This window comes from Pseudomonas sp. R45(2017) (genome assembly GCF_002112305.1).
GTDB classification, from domain to species: domain Bacteria; phylum Pseudomonadota; class Gammaproteobacteria; order Pseudomonadales; family Pseudomonadaceae; genus Aquipseudomonas; species Aquipseudomonas paraglycinae.
This window is the reverse complement of the sequence record NZ_NEHH01000009.1, coordinates 129,629-147,865: the sequence shown is the minus strand read 5'-3', so window position 1 is coordinate 147,865 and position 18,237 is coordinate 129,629. Positions and strand designations below refer to the sequence as shown.

The window sequence follows — 18,237 nt, the reverse complement described above, 5'->3', positions numbered from 1 at the left end:
TCAGGCGCCCCGTTCGCCCTCTCTTATGAAGCTCGCTCCCGCCCAACTCGGCAAACACCTGCAAGGCGCTCTCGCGCCGGTCTACATCATCAGCGGCGATGACCCGCTGCTGTGCCAGGAAGCTGCCGACGCCATTCGCTCTGCCGCCCGTCAGCAAGGATTCGACGAACGCCAGGTCTTTGCCGCCGACGCCAATTTCGATTGGGGGACGTTGCTGCAGGCTGGCGCCAGCATGTCGCTGTTCGCCGAAAAACGCCTGCTGGAACTGCGCCTGCCTTCGGGCAAGCCCGGTGACAAGGGCGCGGCCGCCCTCATCGAATACTGCTCGCGCCCGGCAGAAGACACGGTGCTGTTGATCAGCCTGCCGAAGCTGGACGGTAGCGCGCAGAAAACCAAGTGGGGCAAGGCGCTGGTCGAAGGTCAGCAGACCCAGTTCGTGCAGATCTGGCCGGTGGACGCCAACCAGTTGCCGAGCTGGATTCGTCAGCGCCTGTCCCAGGCCGGCCTGTCAGCCAGCCAGGACGCGGTCGAGCTGATTGCCGCGCGGGTCGAAGGCAACCTGCTGGCCGCTGCGCAAGAGATCGAAAAGCTCAAGCTGATGGCCGAGGGCGGGCAGATTACCGTCGAAACCGTGCAGGCGGCCGTGGCCGATAGTGCGCGCTTCGACGTGTTCGGCCTGACCGACGCGGTGCTCAACGGCGAACCAGCCCACGCCCTGCGCATGCTCGAAGGGCTGCGCGGTGAAGGGGTCGAGCCGCCGGTGATTCTCTGGGCCCTGGCCCGTGAGTTGCGCCTGCTGGCCAACATCTCGTTGCAATACAGTCAGGGCACACCGCTGGACAAGTGCTTCAGTCAGGCCAAGCCGCCGGTCTGGGACAAGCGCAAACCGCTGATGAGCAAGGCCCTGCAACGCTACTCGGCGCAACGCTGGGCGCAGTTGCTGCTCGAAGCCCAGCGCATCGATGCGCAGATCAAGGGCCAGGCGGCGGGCTCGCCGTGGATGAGCCTGAGCCGGTTGGCGCTGCTGATGGCCGGTCAGCGGCTGACATTGCCTGCCGAATGAGATCCGGGATCGCGCTCTGCGATCCCGTTTTTTACCAAGTCCGTTTCCTACAGAACATCCCGTCCTCGGTCCTATAGACAGATGCTCGAGATCGGCAGATTATCTGCCGCGCAAAACCCCACTCGATCGAGAGAATCCTCATGAGCAAAAAGCCATCGAAACATGGCCACAACAAGGCTAAATCCATCGTCGCCCAACCCCTGTTCCGCAGCCGCCAGGAACGACCAACCAAGGGTAAAGGCAGCTACCGCCGCGAAGCCTTCCAGTCTGACAGCTGGGAGGCTTCTTACTTTCTGGCCGCTTGAAGCACAGCACCCCTTCCTCATGTTAAGGTCTGCACCTGATTCGTATCCCCTGGACCTGTGCATGCCCCTCAGTCTTTCCCGTCGTTGGCCCTTCCGCCAACTGATCGCTGCCTCCAGCTTCGTACTGCTCGTCGCCTGCGCGGAAAAACCCACCGCCGCCGACGCTCAACCGCTTCAGACCGTTCCCGTTGCCACAGCCCCAGCGGTCATCCCGCCGGTAGTGCCGTCCGGTGACAACCTCGACCTGCAACCGACCCAGACCTTTGCCGAATGGCAGGCCGGTTTCCGCAAGGAAGCTCTGGCTGCCGGCATCCGTGCCGACCTGTTTGACCGCGCATTTGCCAATGTCAGCTTCGATGCCAGCGTTATTCGAGCCGACCGCAGCCAGCCGGAGTTCGCCCGGCCGGTCTGGGAATACCTGGATGGCGCACTGTCGCCGTTGCGCGTGCGCAAAGGCCAGGCGCTGATCAGCCAGTACGCCGATATTCTGCAAAGCATCGAACAGCGTTACGGCGTCGATCGTCAGGCGCTGGTGTCGGTGTGGGGGATGGAAAGCAACTTCGGCCAGTTCCAGGGCAGCAAGTCGGTGATCAACTCGCTGGCGACCCTGGCCTATGAAGGCCGCCGCCCGGGCTTTGCCCATGCGCAGCTGATTGCGGCGCTGCAGATCCTGCAACAGGGCGACATCACGCCGGAGAAAATGCTCGGCTCCTGGGCCGGCGCCATGGGCCAGACCCAGTTCATCCCGACCACCTACAACACTCATGCCGTGGATTTCGACGGTGACGGTCGCCGCGACATCTGGGGCAGCCCCGCTGACGCATTGGCCTCCACCGCGCATTACCTGCAAAGCTCCGGCTGGCAGCGTGGCCAGCCGTGGGGCTTCGAAGTGCAGCTGCCGAGCGGTTTCAACTACACCTTGGCCGACGGCGCAATTCGCAAGAGCGTCGCCGAATGGCGGCAACTGGGTGTGATCCTGCCGAACGGCGGCCAGGTGCCGGCCGGCTCCGAGCAACTGTCCGCCGCCCTGCTGCTGCCGGCCGGCTACCGCGGCCCGGCGTTCCTGATCCTCGATAACTTCCGGGCGATCCTCAAATACAACAACTCGTCGTCCTACGCACTGGCCGTCAGCCTGTTGTCCGAGCGCTTCAACGGTGCCGGCCTGATCAATGGCAGCTGGCCAAAAGACGATCTGCCGTTGAGCCGCACCGAACGGATCGAACTGCAAAACCTACTGACCGCGCGCAACTACGACGCAGGCACCGCCGACGGCATCATCGGTGCCAATACGCGCAAGGCGATTCGCGCTGCGCAGCAGTCATTCGGCTGGCCGGCGGATGGTTATCCGACGCACAAGCTGCTGGAAAGCCTGCGTAACCAGTAAAAACCAAAAGACCGCCGCCTCTTCAGGCGGCGGTCTTTTTTTGCGGCTCGATCAGCGAATCACCACATCCTGTTCCAGCATCAACTCCTTCTTCCCTGCGTCCAGTCGAACCAGCGCCCCCAACGGCAGCGTCAGGTTCGGATTACAGTGCCCGCTACGCCATCCTGAAAGCACCGGAATCCGCAGGGGTTCAAAGGTCTGCTTGAGCAAGCGGTTCAAGGCCTCGACATCCACGCCCGCCACGTCCCCGACCAACACGCCACGCAATCGGGCCAATTTGCCCGCCAGGCGCATCTGGGTCAGCAAGCGGTCGATCCGGTACAGCGGCTCGTTGATGTCCTCGATGAGCAGAATCACCCCTTCGACGTCGATTTCGTAAGGCGTGCCCAGGGTCGCGGCGATCATCGCCAGATTGCCACCCTGCAAACGCCCGTGAGCAATGCCGGGCTCCACGGTGGTCAATGGATAAGCCGCCGGATGACTCAGCACACTGCCGGCCTTCAACTGACCGCGCAGCATGGCGAAGAACGACGTCACCGTCGGCGGTTCCTTGTCACCCAGCAGATCGGCATTCAATAACGGCCCATGAAAGGTCACGAACCCGGCGTAGCGACTGATGGCCAGGTGCAGAGCGGTGATGTCGCTGTAACCGACAAAGGGCTTGGCATGGCGGCTCAGCAAGTCGTAGTCGATCCGGTCCAGCAACCTTGGCGTGCCGTAACCACCGCGCAGGCAAATGATTGCATCCACCTCCTCGTCAGCGAACGCCGCGTGCAGATCGTTGAGCCGCACCTCGTCGCTGCCGGCCAGATAGCCATCCTTCTCGTAGACGCCAGGGAACACCCGCAAACCGTAACCCCGGGCGCGCATCCACTGAACGGCCTTTTCGGTATCGAGCGTGCCGGGGCCGGCGGGCGCAATGACGCCTATCAGCCCTTCCGACGGCAGCGCGGGCACGGGCTTGTGCGGAAAAAGGGTGTGGGTCGGTCGAACGGTCATCCATGGATCTCCCTGTGTGAAGTCATGCTCACACAGTAGTCAGGAACGGCGACAAACAGAAGAGGCTCGGCCGCGCCGCAAATTGCAGGAAAAGTCAGTAAAGAGTGTAAGCCAGGCAAAAAAATGCCCGCCGGGCGATAAACCCCGGCGGGCATTTTTTTTTCAGCGCTGAATCAGGAACCGAGCAGCTCGGCCTTGACCAGTTTCGCCTGTTCGTCGGCGTGGTACGAAGAACGTACCAACGGGCCGGACGCGACGTTCTTGAAGCCCATCTTGTAACCTTCCTCGGCGAACCAGGCGAAGGTGTCCGGGTGCACGAAACGCTGCACCGGCAAGTGGCTGCGGGACGGTTGCAGGTACTGGCCCAGGGTCAGCATGTCGATGTCGTGTTCGCGCATGCGCTTCATGACTTCGATGACTTCGTCGTCGGTCTCGCCCAGACCCAGCATCAGGCCGGATTTGGTCGGAATGTGCGGCATCATCTGCTTGAAGCGTTGCAGCAGGGTCAGCGACCACTGGTAGTCCGAACCCGGACGCGCAGCCTTGTACAGGCGCGGTACGGTTTCCAGGTTGTGGTTGAACACATCCGGCGGCTCGGCCGCGGTGATTTCCAGGGCGATGTCCATGCGGCCACGGTAGTCCGGAACCAGGGTCTCGAGCTGCACGTTCGGCGACAGTTTGCGGATTTCGCGGATGCAGTCGGCGAAGTGCTGGGCACCGCCGTCACGCAGGTCGTCGCGGTCAACCGAGGTGATCACCACATACTTGAGTTTCAGGTCGGCGATGGCGATGGCCAGGCTTTCCGGCTCGTTGACGTCCAGTGGCTTCGGACGACCGTGGCCAACGTCACAGAACGGGCAACGACGGGTGCAGATGTCCCCCATGATCATGAAGGTCGCGGTGCCGCCGGAGAAGCACTCGCCCAGGTTCGGGCAGGAGGCCTCTTCGCAGACGCTGTGCAGCTTGTGCTTGCGCAGCAGGCTCTTGATGCGGTCGACTTCCGGCGAAACCGGGATGCGCACGCGGATCCAGTCGGGTTTCTTCGGCAATTCGGTGGTCGGAATGATCTTCACCGGGATGCGTGCAACCTTCTCGGCGCCGCGCAGCTTGACGCCGGCTTCAACCTTGGGACGCGGGGCCGGGCGCTCGGTCACGTCGAGCGTCGGGATCATGGTTTGCACTGCATCAGTAGTCATATCAGTCGATTCCGCCCGTCAGGGTCGTCTGCTCAGCATAGTCGAGGTGTTTGACGAGCTGCGCGCGCAGCCGGGCACTTACCTCGGCAAATTCAATCGATCCTGCGTGCTCGCTCAGCTGGGTCATCGCCAGCCCGGCATAGCCGCAGGGATTAATCCGTCGAAACGGCTCCAGGTTCATGTCCACGTTCAGGGCCAGGCCATGAAAGGAACAACCATGGCGAATCCGCAAACCCAGAGAAGCGATCTTCGCTCCGTCGACGTAGACGCCGGGAGCATCCGGCTTGGCCACGGCGGTCACGCCGTAGCTGGCCAGCAGTTCGATCAGGCAGCGCTCCATGCGGCTGACCAGATCGCGCACGCCGAAACCGAGTCGGCGCACGTCCAGCAGCAGATAGGCTACCAACTGGCCTGGGCCATGGTAGGTCACCTGACCGCCGCGGTCGACCTGCACCACCGGAATATCCCCCGGCAGCAACAGGTGCTCGGCCTTGCCGGCCTGGCCCTGGGTGAACACCGGCGGGTGTTCCACCAGCCAGATTTCGTCCGGGGCCGTGGTGCCACGCTCGTTGGTAAAACGTTGCATGGCCTGCCAGACCGGCTCGTAAGCCATCTGGCCAAGCTCGCGAAAGCCCAGCGTGCCCGGCATCACAGCACCATGTGCACGAAACCGGTGGCCCGCAGTTCGCTGTTGATGTTGTACAGCTGATCCTGGTCGGTCGCGACGATGTGCAACTGGATGGTGGTGTACTTGCCGTTGCTGCTTTGACGCTCGTCGACACGCTCATCGTTGATCTTGGCGTGTTTCTTGACGATGTCGATGATCTTGTCTTTGTTGCCGACGCCCGTATCGCTGATCACCTTAACCGGATAATCAACCTGGGGAAATTCGATCTTTGGCGCCTTTACTTCGGTATCGGTCATGGCGTAACGGCCTCGTAAGCGTAAGCCCGGTAACGAACAAGGCCCCGCTCCGGACCGGAACGGGGCCATGCAGGTCAACTCGAATCAGTTGAACAAGCCGTAGAAGAATAGACGGATGCTATCCCACATGCGGCGGAAGATACCACCCTCCTCGACAGCGTCCAGGGCGATCAGGTCGGCGCTGTGCACCACCTTGTCGTCCAGTTTCACTTCGACTTTACCGATCACGTCACCCTTGGCGATTGGCGCGGTCAGTTGCGGGTTCATGGTCATGCTGGCAGCGAGCTTCTTCAGCTGGCCTTTCGGCAGGGTCATGGTCAGGTCTTGTGCCAGGCCGGCCTTGACTTGACTGGTGGTACCTTTCCACACCGGGGCCTGAGCCAGTTCAGTGCCCTTCTGGTAGAAGGTTTGGGTTTCGAAGAAGCGGAAACCGTAGGTCAGCAGCTTCTGGGTCTCGGCGGCGCGGGCCACTTCGCTGTTGGTGCCGAACACCACGGCGATCAGGCGCATGCCGTCACGTACGGCCGAGGACACCATGCAGTAGCCGGCTTCGTCGGTGTGACCGGTTTTCAGACCGTCGACGGTCTTGTCGCGCCACAGCAGCAGGTTGCGGTTAGGCTGTTTGATGCCGTTCCAGAAGAACTCTTTCTGCGAGTAGATCGCGTAGTGAGCCGGGTCTTCGTGGATGATCGCGCGCGCCAGGATCGCCATGTCGTGAGCCGACGAGTAGTGCTCGGGGTTCGGCAGACCGGTCGGGTTCATGAAGTGGGTATTGGTCATGCCCAGATCGGCGACGGTCTTGTTCATCAGGTCGGCGAACGCATCTTCGCTGCCGGCGATATGTTCAGCCACCGCGACGCTGGCGTCGTTGCCGGACTGGATGATGATGCCGTGCAGCAGGTCGCTGACAGTGACCTGCGAGCCGACCTTGATGAACATCCGCGAACCGCCGGTGCGCCAGGCGTTTTCGCTGACGGTCACCGGGTCGTTTTCACCGATCTGGCCGCGACGGATTTCCAGCGTGGCGATGTACGCGGTCATCAGTTTGGTCAGGCTGGCCGGCGGCAGACGCTGGTCACCGTTGTTCTCCACCAGCACGTTGCCGCTGTTGGCATCCATGAGCACGTAGGATTTGGCGGCCAGTTGTGGTGGCGACGGCATCATCTCGGCCGCGAACACGGCAGGCGAGAGGAGCAGCGGGACTAGCAGACACAGGCGTTTGGCAAAGGTGGTGATGTTCATCCGTCTCTCGAAATCGCTAATGGAAACTGCCCTTGCGGGCAAAATTAATCAGATGGCTTTCTAACGGGCCATCGCGTGTTCAGTTGCTCACTCCAGTCACCCTTGCCGGGCTTTTGTTCTTCGACGAGCCAACAACCTGGTTCACCCCCCAATCGCTGGTGAACCGTCAATCAAGTCCTACGTTTACTCGGTGACCACACTTGGCGAACCCAGGTTGGCCAGGCGCACGCTGTTCTGTACCTGGGCAATTTCACCCGGCGAACCGATCGGTCCCAGGCGAACCCGGTGCAGGGTCTGCTGATTGCGCACGATCGAGCTGATGAACACCGGAGCGCTCACCATCCCGCTGAGCTTCGACCTCAGGAGTTCTGCAGCGTCCGGGTTGGCGAACGCGCCCACCTGCAGATACTGGCCAGACGCTGGTGCAGAAGCGTTTTTTTTTGCATCGAGCTGGACTGGCACGACGGCCGCGGCGTGCTGCTGCGGCGGCGGAGTCCATTGCTCGACGGTACCGGCCGACGCCGTGATCACCGGGGCGCTATTCTGCGCGACTTGCGGCTCGTTGAGCATCAAAGGCGCCGGGCGGCCCTTGGCGGCCCACCATTGTTGCGGGTCGATGCCTTCGACCTTGACCCGCGCGGTACCGATTTCGGCATAACCGAGCTTCTTGGCGGCGGCATAGGACAGGTCGATGATCCGGTCCGAGTAGAACGGCCCGCGGTCATTGACCCGCAGGATCACGCTCTTGTTGTTGTCCAGGTTGGTCACCCGAACGTAACTCGGCAGCGGTAATGTCTTGTGGGCGGCACTCATGCCGTACAGGTCGTAGACCTCGCCGTTGGCGGTGTTCTGACCGTGGAACTTGGTGCCGTACCAGGACGCGGTGCCGGAAGCCACGTACGTCTTGGATTCCTGCAACGGGAAGTAGGTCTTGCCCAGCACGGTGTACGGGTTGGCCTTGTACGGGCCGGTGTGCAGGGTCGGCGTGGCATCCGGGATGCGCGATACGTCGACGTCCCACCACGGCGCGCCGTCCTTGTGGGCCCGGTTGATGTCCAGGCCCGGCTGCGAGCGAACGGCGGTGGTCGGCTTCTGGCTCGGCGAACGGCTGGTCGAACAACTGGCGACCAGTACCGCCAACGCAGCGAAAGCCACCAGCTTCAGGGGTTTATTGATAGGCAATGCCCGCATTACTTGACGCCCCGTGCTTGTACCAGCTGTTCAGACAGTTGATGTACGGCCATGGCGTACATCACGCTGCGGTTATAACGCGTGATCGCGTAGAAATTCTTCAGGCCCATCCAGTATTCCGGGCCATTGTCGCCTTCCAGGCGGAATGCGGTGACCGGCATGTCATCGCGCAGCGCATCATGACTCGACCAGCCCAGCGCTCGCAACTCCCCGACGGTTTTCGTCGGCTCGATGCCGGTGGTCAGGCCTTCATCCACCTGCTCGCCGCGTACATCCGCGCGACTGACCACCGGCTCGCCGGCGACCCAGCCGTGACGCTTGAAATAGCTGGCGACGCTACCGATCGCATCATCCGGGTTGTTCCAGATATTGATGTGGCCGTCGCCGTCGAAATCCACCGCATAGGCGCGGAAACTGCTCGGCATGAACTGCGGCAGACCCATCGCCCCGGCGTAGGAACCCTTGAGGGTCAGCGGGTCGACCTGCTCTTCGCGCGCCAGCAGCAGGAACTCACGCAGCTCCTTGCGGAAAAATTCGGCACGGGGAGGATAGTCGAAACCCAGCGTGGACAAGGCATCGATCACCCGGTAATTGCCGGTATTACGTCCGAAAAAGGTCTCAACACCGATGATAGACACGATCACCTGGGCCGGAACGCCGTATTCCTGCTCGGCGCGGGCCAGTGTGGCCTCGTGCTGACGCCAGAAGTCCACACCGCGGGCGATGCGCGCGTCGGTGATGAACATCGGCCGGTATTCTTTCCACTGTTTGACCCGTTCGGCGGGTTTGGAAATGGCGTCGAGAATCGCCTGTTTGCGCTGGGCCTCGCGGAACACGGCCATCAGCTGTTCGCCGGCAAAACCGTAGTCGCGGGTCATTTCACCGACGAACTCGGCCACTTGGGGCGAGCCTTCGTAATCGCCGGCCAACGCTTCCTGCGCGCTGCCAAGGATGCCTACCAGGCCGAGCCACGGTGCGTATCGTGTCGCCCAGTCACGCATTACTTGCATTGAACTCTTCACCTTATTCAAACCTGTGCGATCCACTTGCGATGGGTATGGATCGACATCAAAACCCCAAACGCTGACAGCAGCGTCACCAGCGAAGTTCCGCCGTAGCTAATGAACGGCAACGGCACCCCCACCACCGGCAACAGGCCACTGACCATACCGATGTTGACGAAAACGTAAACAAAAAACGTCATGGTCAGAGCGCCAGCAAGCAATTTGCCGAACAGCGTCTGCGCCTGGGCGGTAATCACCAGGCCGCGACCGATCAGCAACAGATAGATCAGCAACAGTGCGCAGATGCCCACCAGGCCGAACTCTTCGCCGAGCACGGCGATGATGAAGTCGGTGTGGCTTTCCGGCAGGAAGTCCAGGTGCGACTGGGTGCCCAGCAGCCAGCCCTTGCCGAATACGCCGCCGGAACCGATGGCGGCTTTCGACTGGATGATGTTCCAGCCAGTGCCGAGTGGATCACTTTCCGGGTCGAGGAACGTCAGGATTCGCTGCTTCTGGTAGTCGTGCATGATGAAGAACCACATCGCCACCGACACCGGAATCGCCGCCGCCAGCACGCTGAGAATCCAGCGCCAGCGCAGCCCGCCCATGAACAGTACGAAGGCGCCGCCGGCCAGAATCAGCAGCGAAGTGCCGAGATCCGGCTGACGCACGATCAGGGCGAACGGCACGCCGATCAACAGCAGACTGATGCCGACATGCTTGAGCTGCGGCGGCAGCGTGCGTTTGGACAGGTACCAGGCGATGGTCGCCGGCATCAGGATCTTCATGAATTCCGAGGGCTGGAAGCGGATCACCCCGGGAATGTTGATCCAGCGGGTCGCACCCATGGCGTTGTGGCCCATGATGTCCACCACCAGCAGCAGCACCACCCCGATCACGTAGCCGAGCGGCACCCAGCGCGCCATGAACCTTGGCTCGAACTGGGCGATGACAATCATCGACACCAGACCGATGCCGAACGACGTGGCCTGTTTGGCCAGCAGATCCCAGCTCTTGCCGCTGGCCGAATACAGCACGAACAGGCTGCCGGCCGCGAGAATCAGCAGCAGCACCAGCAACGGACCGTCGATATGCAAACGTTGCAGCAGCGTCGCACGGCGACGCATCACATCCTCGCTGGAGAGCATGCGATCGAAATTATTCATCACGGGCCGTAGCCTCCGCACTGATAGGGCTGGCGTATTCGGCCTTCAACCGTCCGTCCTGATCCAGCAGCCAGGCATCCATGACCTGCCGCACCACCGGTGCAGCGACGCCGGAACCGGACTCACCGTTCTCGACCATCACCGACACCACGATTTTCGGGTCATCCGCCGGCGCGAAACCGACGAACAAGGCGTGGTCGCGGTGGCGTTCCTGAACCTTGGAGCGGTCGTACTTCTCACCTTGCTTGATCGCCACGACCTGCGCCGTACCGGACTTGCCGGCGATCCGGTATTGCGCGCCGATCGCCGCTTTACGCGCCGTACCCCGTGCACCGTGCATCACCTGTTGCATGCCATGGTTGACCTTGGTCCAGTCCGACGGATCGCGCAGGATGATGTCCGGCATCGGATTCTCATCGACCGGTTTCACGCCTTCGAGGGATTTGGCCAAGTGCGGGCGGTTCCACACGCCCTTGTTGGCCACCAGCGCCGTGGCCTGGGCCAGTTGCAGCGGGGTCGATTGCATGTAGCCCTGGCCGATCCCGAGAATCAGGGTTTCGCCCGGGAACCACGCCTGACGCCGGGTCGCGCGTTTCCACTCGCGGGACGGCATAAGGCCGGGGGATTCTTCGAACATGTCCAGCGAGACCTTCTGGCCGATGCCGAACTTGTTCATGTAGGCCGACAACCGGTCGATGCCCAGCTTGTGTGCCAGGTCATAGAAGTAGGTGTCGTTGGACCGCATGATCGCCGTGTCGAGGTCGACGAAGCCGTCCCCGGTGCGGTTCCAGTTGCGGTACTTGTGGTCGTAGTTGGGCAGCATGTAGTAACCGGGGTCGAACACCCGGCTCGACGCTGTCACGACGCCCGCATCGAGACCGGCAATCGCCACCGCCGGCTTGATCGTCGAGCCCGGCGGGTACAGACCGCGCAGCACGCGGTTGAACAGCGGCCGGTCGATCGAATCGCGCAGCTCGGCGTAAGCCTTGAAGCTGATGCCGGTGACGAACAGGTTCGGGTCGAAACTCGGCTGGCTGACCATCGCCAGCACTTCGCCGGTTTTCGGATCGAGCGCCACCACCGCCCCACGTCGACCGCCAAGCGCGGCCTCGGCAGCTTCCTGCAATTTGATGTCGAGGCTCAGGACAATGTCCTTGCCCGGCACCGGATCGGTACGCTTGAGCACGCGCAGGACGCGGCCACGGGCGTTAGTCTCGACCTCTTCGTAACCCACCTGACCGTGCAGCTCGGCTTCATAGAAGCGCTCGATGCCGGTCTTGCCGATGTGGTGGGTGCCGCTGTAGTTGACCGGATCGAGGGTCTTCAGCTCTTTCTCGTTGATCCGCCCCATGTAACCCACCGAGTGCGCGAAATGCGCGCCCTGCGGGTAATGACGCACCAGTTGCGCGACCACCTCGACGCCCGGCAGACGGAACTGGTTCACCGCGATCCGGGCGATCTGCTCTTCGCTCAGCTCGAACAGGATCGGCACCGGTTCGAACGGCCGGCGACCCTGACGCATGCGTTTTTCGAAGATCACCCGGTCTTCCGGCGTCAGCTGCAAGACCTCGACGATTACGTCGAGCACCTGCTGCCAGTCGCCGGAGCGCTCGCGGGTCATGCTCAGGCTGAAGCTCGGACGGTTGTCCGCCACCACCACGCCGTTGCGGTCGAAAATCAGGCCACGGGTCGGCGGGATCGGCTGGACATGCACCCGGTTGTTTTCCGACAAGGTCGAGTGATATTCGTACTGAATCACCTGAAGGTAATACAGCCGCGCAATCAGCACGCAGATCAGCGCCACCACCGCAATTGCGCCGAACACGACGCGACCACGCACCAGACGGGCGTCTTTTTCGTGGTCCTTGATGCGGATCGGCTGAGACATGAGGGCGGATTACTTGTGGTAAGGGTGGCCGGACAGCACGGTCCAGGCACGATACAACTGCTCGCCGATGAGGATGCGCACCAGCGGGTGCGGCAGCGTCAGCGGCGACAACGACCAGCGCTGATCCGCGCGGGCACAGACTTCCGGCGCCAGCCCTTCCGGGCCACCGACCATGAAGTTGACCGTGCGCGAGTCCAGGCGCCAGCGATCGAGTTCGACCGCCAGTTGCTCGGTGCTCCACGGCTTGCCATGAACTTCGAGGGTGACGATCCGCTCGTTCGGCCCGACCTTGGCCAGCATGGCTTCGCCTTCCTGACGGATGAAGCGGGCCACGTCGGCGTTCTTGCCACGGGTATTGAGCGGAATTTCCACCAGTTCCAGCGCCAGCTCGGACGGAAGACGCTTGGCATATTCATGCCAGCCTTCTTCCACCCACTTGGGCATGCGTGAACCGACGGCGATCAGTCGCAGTCGCACAGCAATCCCTTACAGCTGGTCTTTGTTGAGCTTGGTGAAATGCTCGTGGGTGTTTTCCGGGCTGTGGTGCTTGGCGTCCGCCGCACGGCTTTGCTCGGCACCGGCCCACAGGCGCTCCAGGTCGTAGAACTGACGTGCCGAGGCGGTCATCATGTGCACGATCACCAGGTCCAGGTCCAGCAGCACCCAGTCGCTGTCGCCCTTGCCTTCTTCGCCCAGCGGCTTGGCGCCGTTCTTTTTGACCTCTTCGCGAACCTTGTCCAGCATCGCGTTGATCTGGCGGTTGGAAGTACCGGTGGCGATGATCATGTAGTCGGTGATGCTCTGCTTGTCGCGCACATCAATGATCTGGATGTCCTGGGCCTTGACGTCTTCCAGGGCTGCAACGGCCACCTTGACCAGCTCGTCGCCCTTCAGCGGTTCGTTGGTGTTGACCGGCTCTGGCAGCGGGGCGCTCTTGAATGTGCCTTTGCGCTTTACTTTGGTTTGGTCTTTGTCAGTCATATAAAACTCGTTTTGCTCATATTTTCGGCGGCTTGGCGACACGTGGATTCGTATCAGTGAAGCACGCCTTGTTCAGTTCGACGCACGGTACAGACCGTGCGCATCGATGTAGGCCAGGACCGCGTCGGGCACCAGGAAACGTACCGACTTACCGCTGGCCAGCAGTTGACGGATCTGGGTGGCGGAAACCGCGAGCGGTGTCTGCCAGACGAATGCAATCTGTCCGCTCGGCCCCTTCAGGGCCAGCGGGTCGCTCACCGAACGCGCTGCCAGCAGGTTGCGCAAGGCATCCGGCGGTTCGCTGTCGGCGTCCGGGCGCTGTAGCACCAGGATGTGGCAATGCTGGAGCAACTCTTCCCAGCGGTGCCAAGTGGGCAGGCCGCAAAATGCGTCCCAGCCCAGAAGCAGAAAAACCTGGGTCTCGGCGGCCATTTCGGCGCGCAGCGACTCCAGGGTATCGATGGTCCAGGACGGTTTGTCCCGCTGCAATTCGCGGGCGTCCACCACCAGCGGCGGCACACCGGCCACCGCACATTCAACCATTGCCAGCCGGTCCTGCGCCGACACCTGCGGCGTATCGCGGTGCGGCGGCCGGGCGCTGGGCATCATGCGCAGCTCATCGAGCCCCAGCGCTTCGGCGACTTCCAGCGCGCCGCGCAAATGGCCGACATGCACCGGATCGAACGTCCCGCCCAGTACGCCGATGCGCCGGGGACGGGATTTCTTGCCGGGTTTCGGCGCTTTCAGGTCGAGGTCGGACAAGTCAGACCGTCGCCTGGCCGCGCAACTGGCCATCACCGACCACGATGTACTTCTCGCAGGTCAGTCCTTCGAGGCCCACCGGGCCACGGGCGTGCAGCTTATCAGTAGAAATGCCGATCTCGGCACCCAATCCGTATTCGAATCCGTCGGCGAAGCAGGTCGGGGTGTTGATCATCACCGACGCCGAGTCGACCTGAGCCACGAACTGGCGGGTGTCGGCGAGGTTTTCGCTGACGATCGAGTCGGTATGGTGGGAGCCGAAATGGTTGATGTGTTCGATGGCCTGATCCAGGCCATCCACCACGCGGATCGATAGGATCGGCGCCAGGTACTCGGTGCTCCAGTCTTCTTCGGTCGCGGCTACGGCCTCGATGATCGCCCGGGTGCGTTCACAGCCACGCAGTTCGACGCCTTTCTCGCGGAACTGCTTCGCCATCGACGGCAGGAAATCCTTCGCAACACTTTGATCGACCAGCAAGGTCTCCATCGCACCGCAGATGCCATAGCGGTAGGTCTTGGCATTGAAGGCGATGCGCTGGGCTTTCGGCAGGTCGGCGTGTTCGCTGACATAGACGTGGCAGATGCCGTCAAGATGCTTGATCACCGGCACCCGGGCGTCACGGCTGATGCGCTCGATCAGGCCACGGCCACCGCGCGGCACGATCACGTCGACGTATTCAGGCATGGTGATCAGCGCGCCGACGGCGGCGCGGTCGGTGGTTTCCACCACTTGCACCACGGCAGCCGGCAGTTCGGCTTCAGCCAGACCGCGCTGGATGCAGGCGGCAATCGCGCGGTTGGAATGAATCGCTTCGGAACCGCCGCGCAGGATGGTCGCGTTGCCGGACTTCAGGCACAGGCTCGCGGCATCGATGGTCACGTTGGGACGGGATTCGTAGATGATCCCGATCACGCCCAGCGGTACGCGCATCTTGCCGACCTGAATGCCCGACGGACGGAAGCTCATGTCGCGGATCGCACCGACCGGATCCGGCAGCGCTGCGACCTGACGCAGACCGACGATCATGCCGTCGATGCGCGCCGGGGTCAGTTCCAGACGTTCCAGTAGCGCAGGCTCCAGACCGTTGGCGCGACCGGCGGCCAGATCCTGTTCATTGGCTGCCGCAAGCTCGGCGCGGGCGGCGTCCAGGGCATTGGCGGCAGCCAGCAGGGCGCGGTTTTTCTGCGCGGTGCTGGCACGGCCGATGACGCGGGAAGCTTCGCGGGCGGCGCGACCCAATCGGGTCATGTAGTCAAGAACGGACTCAGTCATGGTCTGCTGGGGTCTTGGCAAAGAGGAAAGCGGCAGATTATAGCTGTCGCGTCCCGGGACTAACAGCGGTGACGGGCGGATGGTCGAAATGGACGGCGATTTGCCGACGTTCAGCCGGGATTAAGCCGTGAATTGTTATCATCACGCCCTCTTCCGCCTGGATAAACACTGTTTGCCATGTCCAACCTGACCGTTCGCGCCACCTCCGCGCGCCAGCCTGTCGGCCTTGCGGACGCCTTTTTCGACCGTGACGCCCAGACACTGGCCCGCGATCTGCTCGGCAAAGTCATCCGCCACCGCGTCGGCGATTTGTGGCTCAGCGCCCGAATCATCGAAACCGAAGCGTATTACTGCGAAGAAAAAGGCAGCCACGCGTCCCTCGGCTACACAGAAAAGCGTAAGGCTTTGTTTCTGGACGGCGGCCACATCTATATGTACTACGCCCGTGGCGGCGATTCGCTGAACTTCAGCGCGCAGGGTCCGGGCAATGCAGTGCTGATCAAATCGGCCTATCCGTGGGTCGACGAGATCAGTGGCCCGGCCAGTCTGGCGCAGATGCTGCTGAACAACCCCGATGCCCAGGGGCGCCCGCGTCCGTCGCAGAAACTCTGTGCCGGACAGACGCTGTTGTGCAAGGCGCTGGGGCTGAAAGTGCCGGTGTGGGATGCCAAGCGCTTCGACCATGAAATCCTGCTGGTGGAAGATACCGGACCGGCTCCGACCCACGTCATTCAGACCACCCGACTGGGCATTCCCCATGGCCGTGACGAACACTTGATGTATCGCTTCGTCGATGCCGCCTATGCCCAGTGGTGCACGCGGAACCCGCTGCGTCGGGGTCAGGTCGAAGGTCGCGATTATTTTTTGCTGTGAATGCACACCCTTCGGCTCGCCGATCAGGGACATCAATGAAATGGAGTGGTTTGTATGGGCCCATGGCTCGATAGCGTGACCGGATGGCTGGCCGCCAATCCGCAGTGGCTGGCCGCTGCAGTGTTTGTCGTGGCCTGCGTGGAATGCTTGGCGATTGCCGGTTTGATCGTGCCCGGCACGGTGCTGCTGTTTGCTGTGGCGGTGCTGGCCGGCAGCGGTGCATTGTCATTGAGCGAAACCCTGTTGCTGGGTTTCCTCGGCGGGATTCTCGGCGACGTGATTTCGTATTTCCTCGGCCGCCACTTCCACCAGAACATCCGGCGTCTGCCGGGCCTGCGCCATCACCCGGAATGGATGGCCGGCGCGGAAACCTACTTCCAACGCTACGGCATCGCCAGCCTGCTGGTCGGACGTTTCATCGGCCCGCTGCGGCCGATGCTGCCGATGGTCGCCGGGATGTGCGACATGCCCTTCCCGCGCTTCGCGGCCGTGAGTCTGCTGGCAGCGGCCGGCTGGAGCCTCGCCTACCTGCTGCCGGGCTGGGCCACCGGGGCGGCGATTCGCCTGCCGTTGCCGGAAGGTTTCTGGCTGCAGGCCGGGATTGTCGCCGGCAGCATCGCGGTGATGGTCGGCCTGAGCGCCAACAGCAGCCTGCGCCGCCATCGGCGGGCGACGATCTGGATCAGCAGCATGAGCCTGTTGAGCCTGATCGGCCTGTTCATCGGTTACCCGTACCTGACCGCCCTCGATCAGGGCGTCATGACCCTGGTGCAGGAACACCGCCGCCCGGCGCTGGATGAAGTCGCGGTGGTTTTCACCCTGATCGGTGAATTCCGCAACATGCTGCTCTTCAGCGCCCTGCTGACTGCGCTGCTGTTGCTGTGCCGCCAGTGGCGCCACGCGATCTTCGTGGGCGGCACCCTGCTCGTCACGGCCTTGGCCAACACCGGCACCAAGATGTTCTTCGCCCGGGTGCGCCCGGAAGTACTGACAGACCCGCTCACCAGTTACAGCATGCCCAGCGGCCATGCGTCCGGATCGTTCGCGCTGTTCCTGACTCTGGCTGTGCTGGCCGGACGCGGGCAGCCGCCGAGGTTGCGACTGACCTGGTTGCTGGTCGGCTGTATTCCGGCACTGGCGATTGCCCTGTCGCGGGTGTATCTGGGCGCGCACTGGCCGACGGATGTGCTGGCCGGCGCCATGCTCGCCGCGTGCGTGTGCGCCGCCGGGCTCTGGCTCAGCCAACGGCAATCACCGCTCGGCGCCATGCCGCAGAGAGTCTGGTGGCTGGTGTTGCCGGCGCTGGTCGCCCTGTTCGGTTTCTTCGTGCTGCGACACTTACCGCATACCTTGCTGCGCTATTCGTACTAGGCGACGGCAGACAGTAGCGAAGGATTGGTCCTCAAGACGAACGACACCGACGAAGGGTTGTAGGCATTGTGCCCGGTGTCGTTCGGATTCTTGTCCAGGAAGTAGGTGAGCCCTTCCTTTGTCTCATGCTGAAACAGGCGCATCTTCTTCTCTACGCTGAACAGCGCCACAGAAACCGGATTGGACGGCAGGTCACCAAACGACTTGAGCTTTCCGGCATACGTTTCCAGCTCAAAGTAACTACCGCCACTTTTCGCGGCCAGAAGATGCCTTGTACTTTGATCAAGTCGCAGCTGCCAATTAAAGTAACGACCGGCCGTTTTGACATTAAGGGCATATCGCCCCTGATAATCCGGAACAAACTCCAATAACAGCGGCTCGGCATCATCATGATCCGCGAGTGTCACGATTGGCGAACTGATTTCGTCATTCAGGGAAATCTCCGCATTCAACCTCTGCCCCGTGGTGATCCGCGGCTGCTTCAAACGTTGTTCCATGACTTGATAATTGAGCACCAGCGGAAGTCCATCCGCGAACAGTTGCCCCGTGAAGGTAATATTATTGGCATCAGACATGTGAAGGTTCTCTTCTTGTTAAAAACGGACTGAACAACAG

Annotated in this window: 19 protein-coding genes; 5 read left to right on the top strand and 14 right to left on the bottom strand. The window is 62.2% G+C overall.

All coding sequences use genetic code 11. The annotated features are described in order from the left end of the window. Nucleotides 1-25 precede the first annotated feature (25 nt). From holA to CAF74_RS21260, 3 genes are all read left to right on the top strand, one after another. The gene (gene holA, locus CAF74_RS21270) at nt 26-1,063 is read left to right on the top strand and encodes a DNA polymerase III subunit delta (RefSeq protein ID WP_007958673.1); all 1,038 of its coding nucleotides are present in this window, start codon (nt 26-28) and stop codon (nt 1,061-1,063) included. Between the two features lie 140 nt (nt 1,064-1,203). Further along, nucleotides 1,204-1,368, top strand: a complete 165-nt coding sequence (arfA, locus tag CAF74_RS21265; RefSeq protein ID WP_007958672.1) for an alternative ribosome rescue factor ArfA — start codon at nt 1,204-1,206, stop codon at nt 1,366-1,368. A 61-nt stretch (nt 1,369-1,429) separates the two neighbouring features. After that, nucleotides 1,430-2,752, top strand: a complete 1,323-nt coding sequence (locus tag CAF74_RS21260; RefSeq protein ID WP_085747652.1) for a lytic murein transglycosylase — start codon at nt 1,430-1,432, stop codon at nt 2,750-2,752. 51 nt (nt 2,753-2,803) lie between these two features. Here CAF74_RS21260 and CAF74_RS21255 read toward each other — a convergent pair whose 3' ends face one another. From CAF74_RS21255 to CAF74_RS21195, 13 genes are all read right to left on the bottom strand, one after another. Next, complete coding sequence (locus CAF74_RS21255; protein WP_085747651.1) at nt 2,804-3,751, bottom strand: LD-carboxypeptidase; 948 nt, start codon at nt 3,749-3,751, stop codon at nt 2,804-2,806. Between the two features lie 173 nt (nt 3,752-3,924). Further along, nucleotides 3,925-4,923: a lipoyl synthase gene (lipA, locus tag CAF74_RS21250; protein ID WP_162130488.1), complete on the bottom strand. Its 999-nt coding sequence runs from the start codon at nt 4,921-4,923 to the stop codon at nt 3,925-3,927. A gap of 25 nt (nt 4,924-4,948) precedes the next feature. Next, nucleotides 4,949-5,596, bottom strand: a complete 648-nt coding sequence (gene lipB / locus CAF74_RS21245) for a lipoyl(octanoyl) transferase LipB (RefSeq protein ID WP_039771855.1) — start codon at nt 5,594-5,596, stop codon at nt 4,949-4,951. Then, complete coding sequence (locus CAF74_RS21240; RefSeq protein WP_007958664.1) at nt 5,596-5,871, bottom strand: DUF493 domain-containing protein; 276 nt, start codon at nt 5,869-5,871, stop codon at nt 5,596-5,598. Before CAF74_RS21240 ends, lipB begins: the two co-directional genes overlap by 1 nt. 84 nt (nt 5,872-5,955) lie before the next feature. Continuing rightward, nucleotides 5,956-7,113 (bottom strand): D-alanyl-D-alanine carboxypeptidase family protein, encoded by a 1,158-nt coding sequence (locus tag CAF74_RS21235; RefSeq protein ID WP_085747650.1) that lies wholly within the window; start codon nt 7,111-7,113, stop codon nt 5,956-5,958. Between the two features lie 183 nt (nt 7,114-7,296). Beyond that, nucleotides 7,297-8,304: a septal ring lytic transglycosylase RlpA family protein gene (locus CAF74_RS21230; RefSeq protein ID WP_011336096.1), complete on the bottom strand. Its 1,008-nt coding sequence runs from the start codon at nt 8,302-8,304 to the stop codon at nt 7,297-7,299. Beyond that, nucleotides 8,304-9,314, bottom strand: coding sequence for a lytic murein transglycosylase B (gene mltB, locus CAF74_RS21225; RefSeq protein WP_007958658.1), 1,011 nt, complete (start codon nt 9,312-9,314; stop codon nt 8,304-8,306). The genes CAF74_RS21230 and mltB overlap by 1 nt, the downstream gene beginning before the upstream one ends. Nucleotides 9,315-9,331: 17 nt before the next feature. Then, a complete protein-coding gene (rodA, locus tag CAF74_RS21220; protein ID WP_052026248.1) occupies nt 9,332-10,435 on the bottom strand; it encodes a rod shape-determining protein RodA in 1,104 nt (367 codons plus the stop codon). A 31-nt stretch (nt 10,436-10,466) separates the two neighbouring features. Next, the gene (gene mrdA, locus CAF74_RS21215; protein WP_007958656.1) at nt 10,467-12,362 is read right to left on the bottom strand and encodes a penicillin-binding protein 2; all 1,896 of its coding nucleotides are present in this window, start codon (nt 12,360-12,362) and stop codon (nt 10,467-10,469) included. 9 nt (nt 12,363-12,371) lie between these two features. After that, nucleotides 12,372-12,839: a 23S rRNA (pseudouridine(1915)-N(3))-methyltransferase RlmH gene (rlmH, locus tag CAF74_RS21210; RefSeq protein WP_003185785.1), complete on the bottom strand. Its 468-nt coding sequence runs from the start codon at nt 12,837-12,839 to the stop codon at nt 12,372-12,374. A gap of 9 nt (nt 12,840-12,848) precedes the next feature. Further along, nucleotides 12,849-13,343 carry a ribosome silencing factor gene (gene rsfS, locus CAF74_RS21205; protein WP_007958654.1) on the bottom strand — a complete coding sequence of 165 codons (495 nt, stop codon included), beginning with the start codon at nt 13,341-13,343 and terminating at the stop codon, nt 12,849-12,851. Between the two features lie 72 nt (nt 13,344-13,415). After that, nucleotides 13,416-14,138, bottom strand: a complete 723-nt coding sequence (gene nadD, locus CAF74_RS21200) for a nicotinate-nucleotide adenylyltransferase (RefSeq protein WP_007958652.1) — start codon at nt 14,136-14,138, stop codon at nt 13,416-13,418. Beyond that, complete coding sequence (locus CAF74_RS21195; RefSeq protein WP_007958650.1) at nt 14,107-15,378, bottom strand: glutamate-5-semialdehyde dehydrogenase; 1,272 nt, start codon at nt 15,376-15,378, stop codon at nt 14,107-14,109. The genes nadD and CAF74_RS21195 overlap by 32 nt, the downstream gene beginning before the upstream one ends. Before the next feature lie 177 nt (nt 15,379-15,555). Here CAF74_RS21195 and CAF74_RS21190 point away from each other — a divergent pair, with 177 nt between their 5' ends. Continuing rightward, on the top strand, nt 15,556-16,251 hold the full coding sequence (locus CAF74_RS21190; RefSeq protein WP_007958648.1) for a DNA-3-methyladenine glycosylase: 696 nt from the start codon (nt 15,556-15,558) through the stop codon (nt 16,249-16,251). Nucleotides 16,252-16,305: 54 nt separating this feature from the next. Beyond that, nucleotides 16,306-17,622: a bifunctional DedA family/phosphatase PAP2 family protein gene (locus CAF74_RS21185; RefSeq protein WP_085747649.1), complete on the top strand. Its 1,317-nt coding sequence runs from the start codon at nt 16,306-16,308 to the stop codon at nt 17,620-17,622. Here CAF74_RS21185 and CAF74_RS21180 read toward each other — a convergent pair. Next, nucleotides 17,619-18,197: a hypothetical protein gene (locus tag CAF74_RS21180; protein ID WP_085747648.1), complete on the bottom strand. Its 579-nt coding sequence runs from the start codon at nt 18,195-18,197 to the stop codon at nt 17,619-17,621. The two genes, CAF74_RS21185 and CAF74_RS21180, sit on opposite strands and share 4 nt — an antisense overlap. Nucleotides 18,198-18,237 lie beyond the last annotated feature (40 nt).

Bases quoted from the DNA above. Each gene is read 5' to 3' on its own strand.
- rsfS (WP_007958654.1), bottom strand. From the start codon at position 13,343: ATGACTGACAAAGACCAAACCAAAGTAAAGCGCAAAGGCACATTCAAG.
- lipA (WP_162130488.1), bottom strand. From the start codon at position 4,923: ATGATCCCGACGCTCGACGTGACCGAGCGCCCGGCCCCGCGTCCCAAG.
- CAF74_RS21230 (WP_011336096.1), bottom strand. From the start codon at position 8,304: ATGCGGGCATTGCCTATCAATAAACCCCTGAAGCTGGTGGCTTTCGCT.
- mltB (WP_007958658.1), bottom strand. From the start codon at position 9,314: ATGCAAGTAATGCGTGACTGGGCGACACGATACGCACCGTGGCTCGGC.
- CAF74_RS21260 (WP_085747652.1), top strand. From the start codon at position 1,430: ATGCCCCTCAGTCTTTCCCGTCGTTGGCCCTTCCGCCAACTGATCGCT.
- CAF74_RS21235 (WP_085747650.1), bottom strand. From the start codon at position 7,113: ATGAACATCACCACCTTTGCCAAACGCCTGTGTCTGCTAGTCCCGCTG.
- CAF74_RS21180 (WP_085747648.1), bottom strand. From the start codon at position 18,197: ATGTCTGATGCCAATAATATTACCTTCACGGGGCAACTGTTCGCGGAT.
- mrdA (WP_007958656.1), bottom strand. From the start codon at position 12,362: ATGTCTCAGCCGATCCGCATCAAGGACCACGAAAAAGACGCCCGTCTG.
- CAF74_RS21240 (WP_007958664.1), bottom strand. From the start codon at position 5,871: ATGACCGATACCGAAGTAAAGGCGCCAAAGATCGAATTTCCCCAGGTT.
- CAF74_RS21255 (WP_085747651.1), bottom strand. From the start codon at position 3,751: ATGACCGTTCGACCGACCCACACCCTTTTTCCGCACAAGCCCGTGCCC.
- arfA (WP_007958672.1), top strand. From the start codon at position 1,204: ATGAGCAAAAAGCCATCGAAACATGGCCACAACAAGGCTAAATCCATC.
- rodA (WP_052026248.1), bottom strand. From the start codon at position 10,435: ATGCGTCGCCGTGCGACGCTGCTGCAACGTTTGCATATCGACGGTCCG.
- CAF74_RS21195 (WP_007958650.1), bottom strand. From the start codon at position 15,378: ATGACTGAGTCCGTTCTTGACTACATGACCCGATTGGGTCGCGCCGCC.
- CAF74_RS21190 (WP_007958648.1), top strand. From the start codon at position 15,556: ATGTCCAACCTGACCGTTCGCGCCACCTCCGCGCGCCAGCCTGTCGGC.
- CAF74_RS21185 (WP_085747649.1), top strand. From the start codon at position 16,306: ATGGGCCCATGGCTCGATAGCGTGACCGGATGGCTGGCCGCCAATCCG.
- lipB (WP_039771855.1), bottom strand. From the start codon at position 5,596: ATGCCGGGCACGCTGGGCTTTCGCGAGCTTGGCCAGATGGCTTACGAG.
- nadD (WP_007958652.1), bottom strand. From the start codon at position 14,138: ATGGCCAGTTGCGCGGCCAGGCGACGGTCTGACTTGTCCGACCTCGAC.
- holA (WP_007958673.1), top strand. From the start codon at position 26: ATGAAGCTCGCTCCCGCCCAACTCGGCAAACACCTGCAAGGCGCTCTC.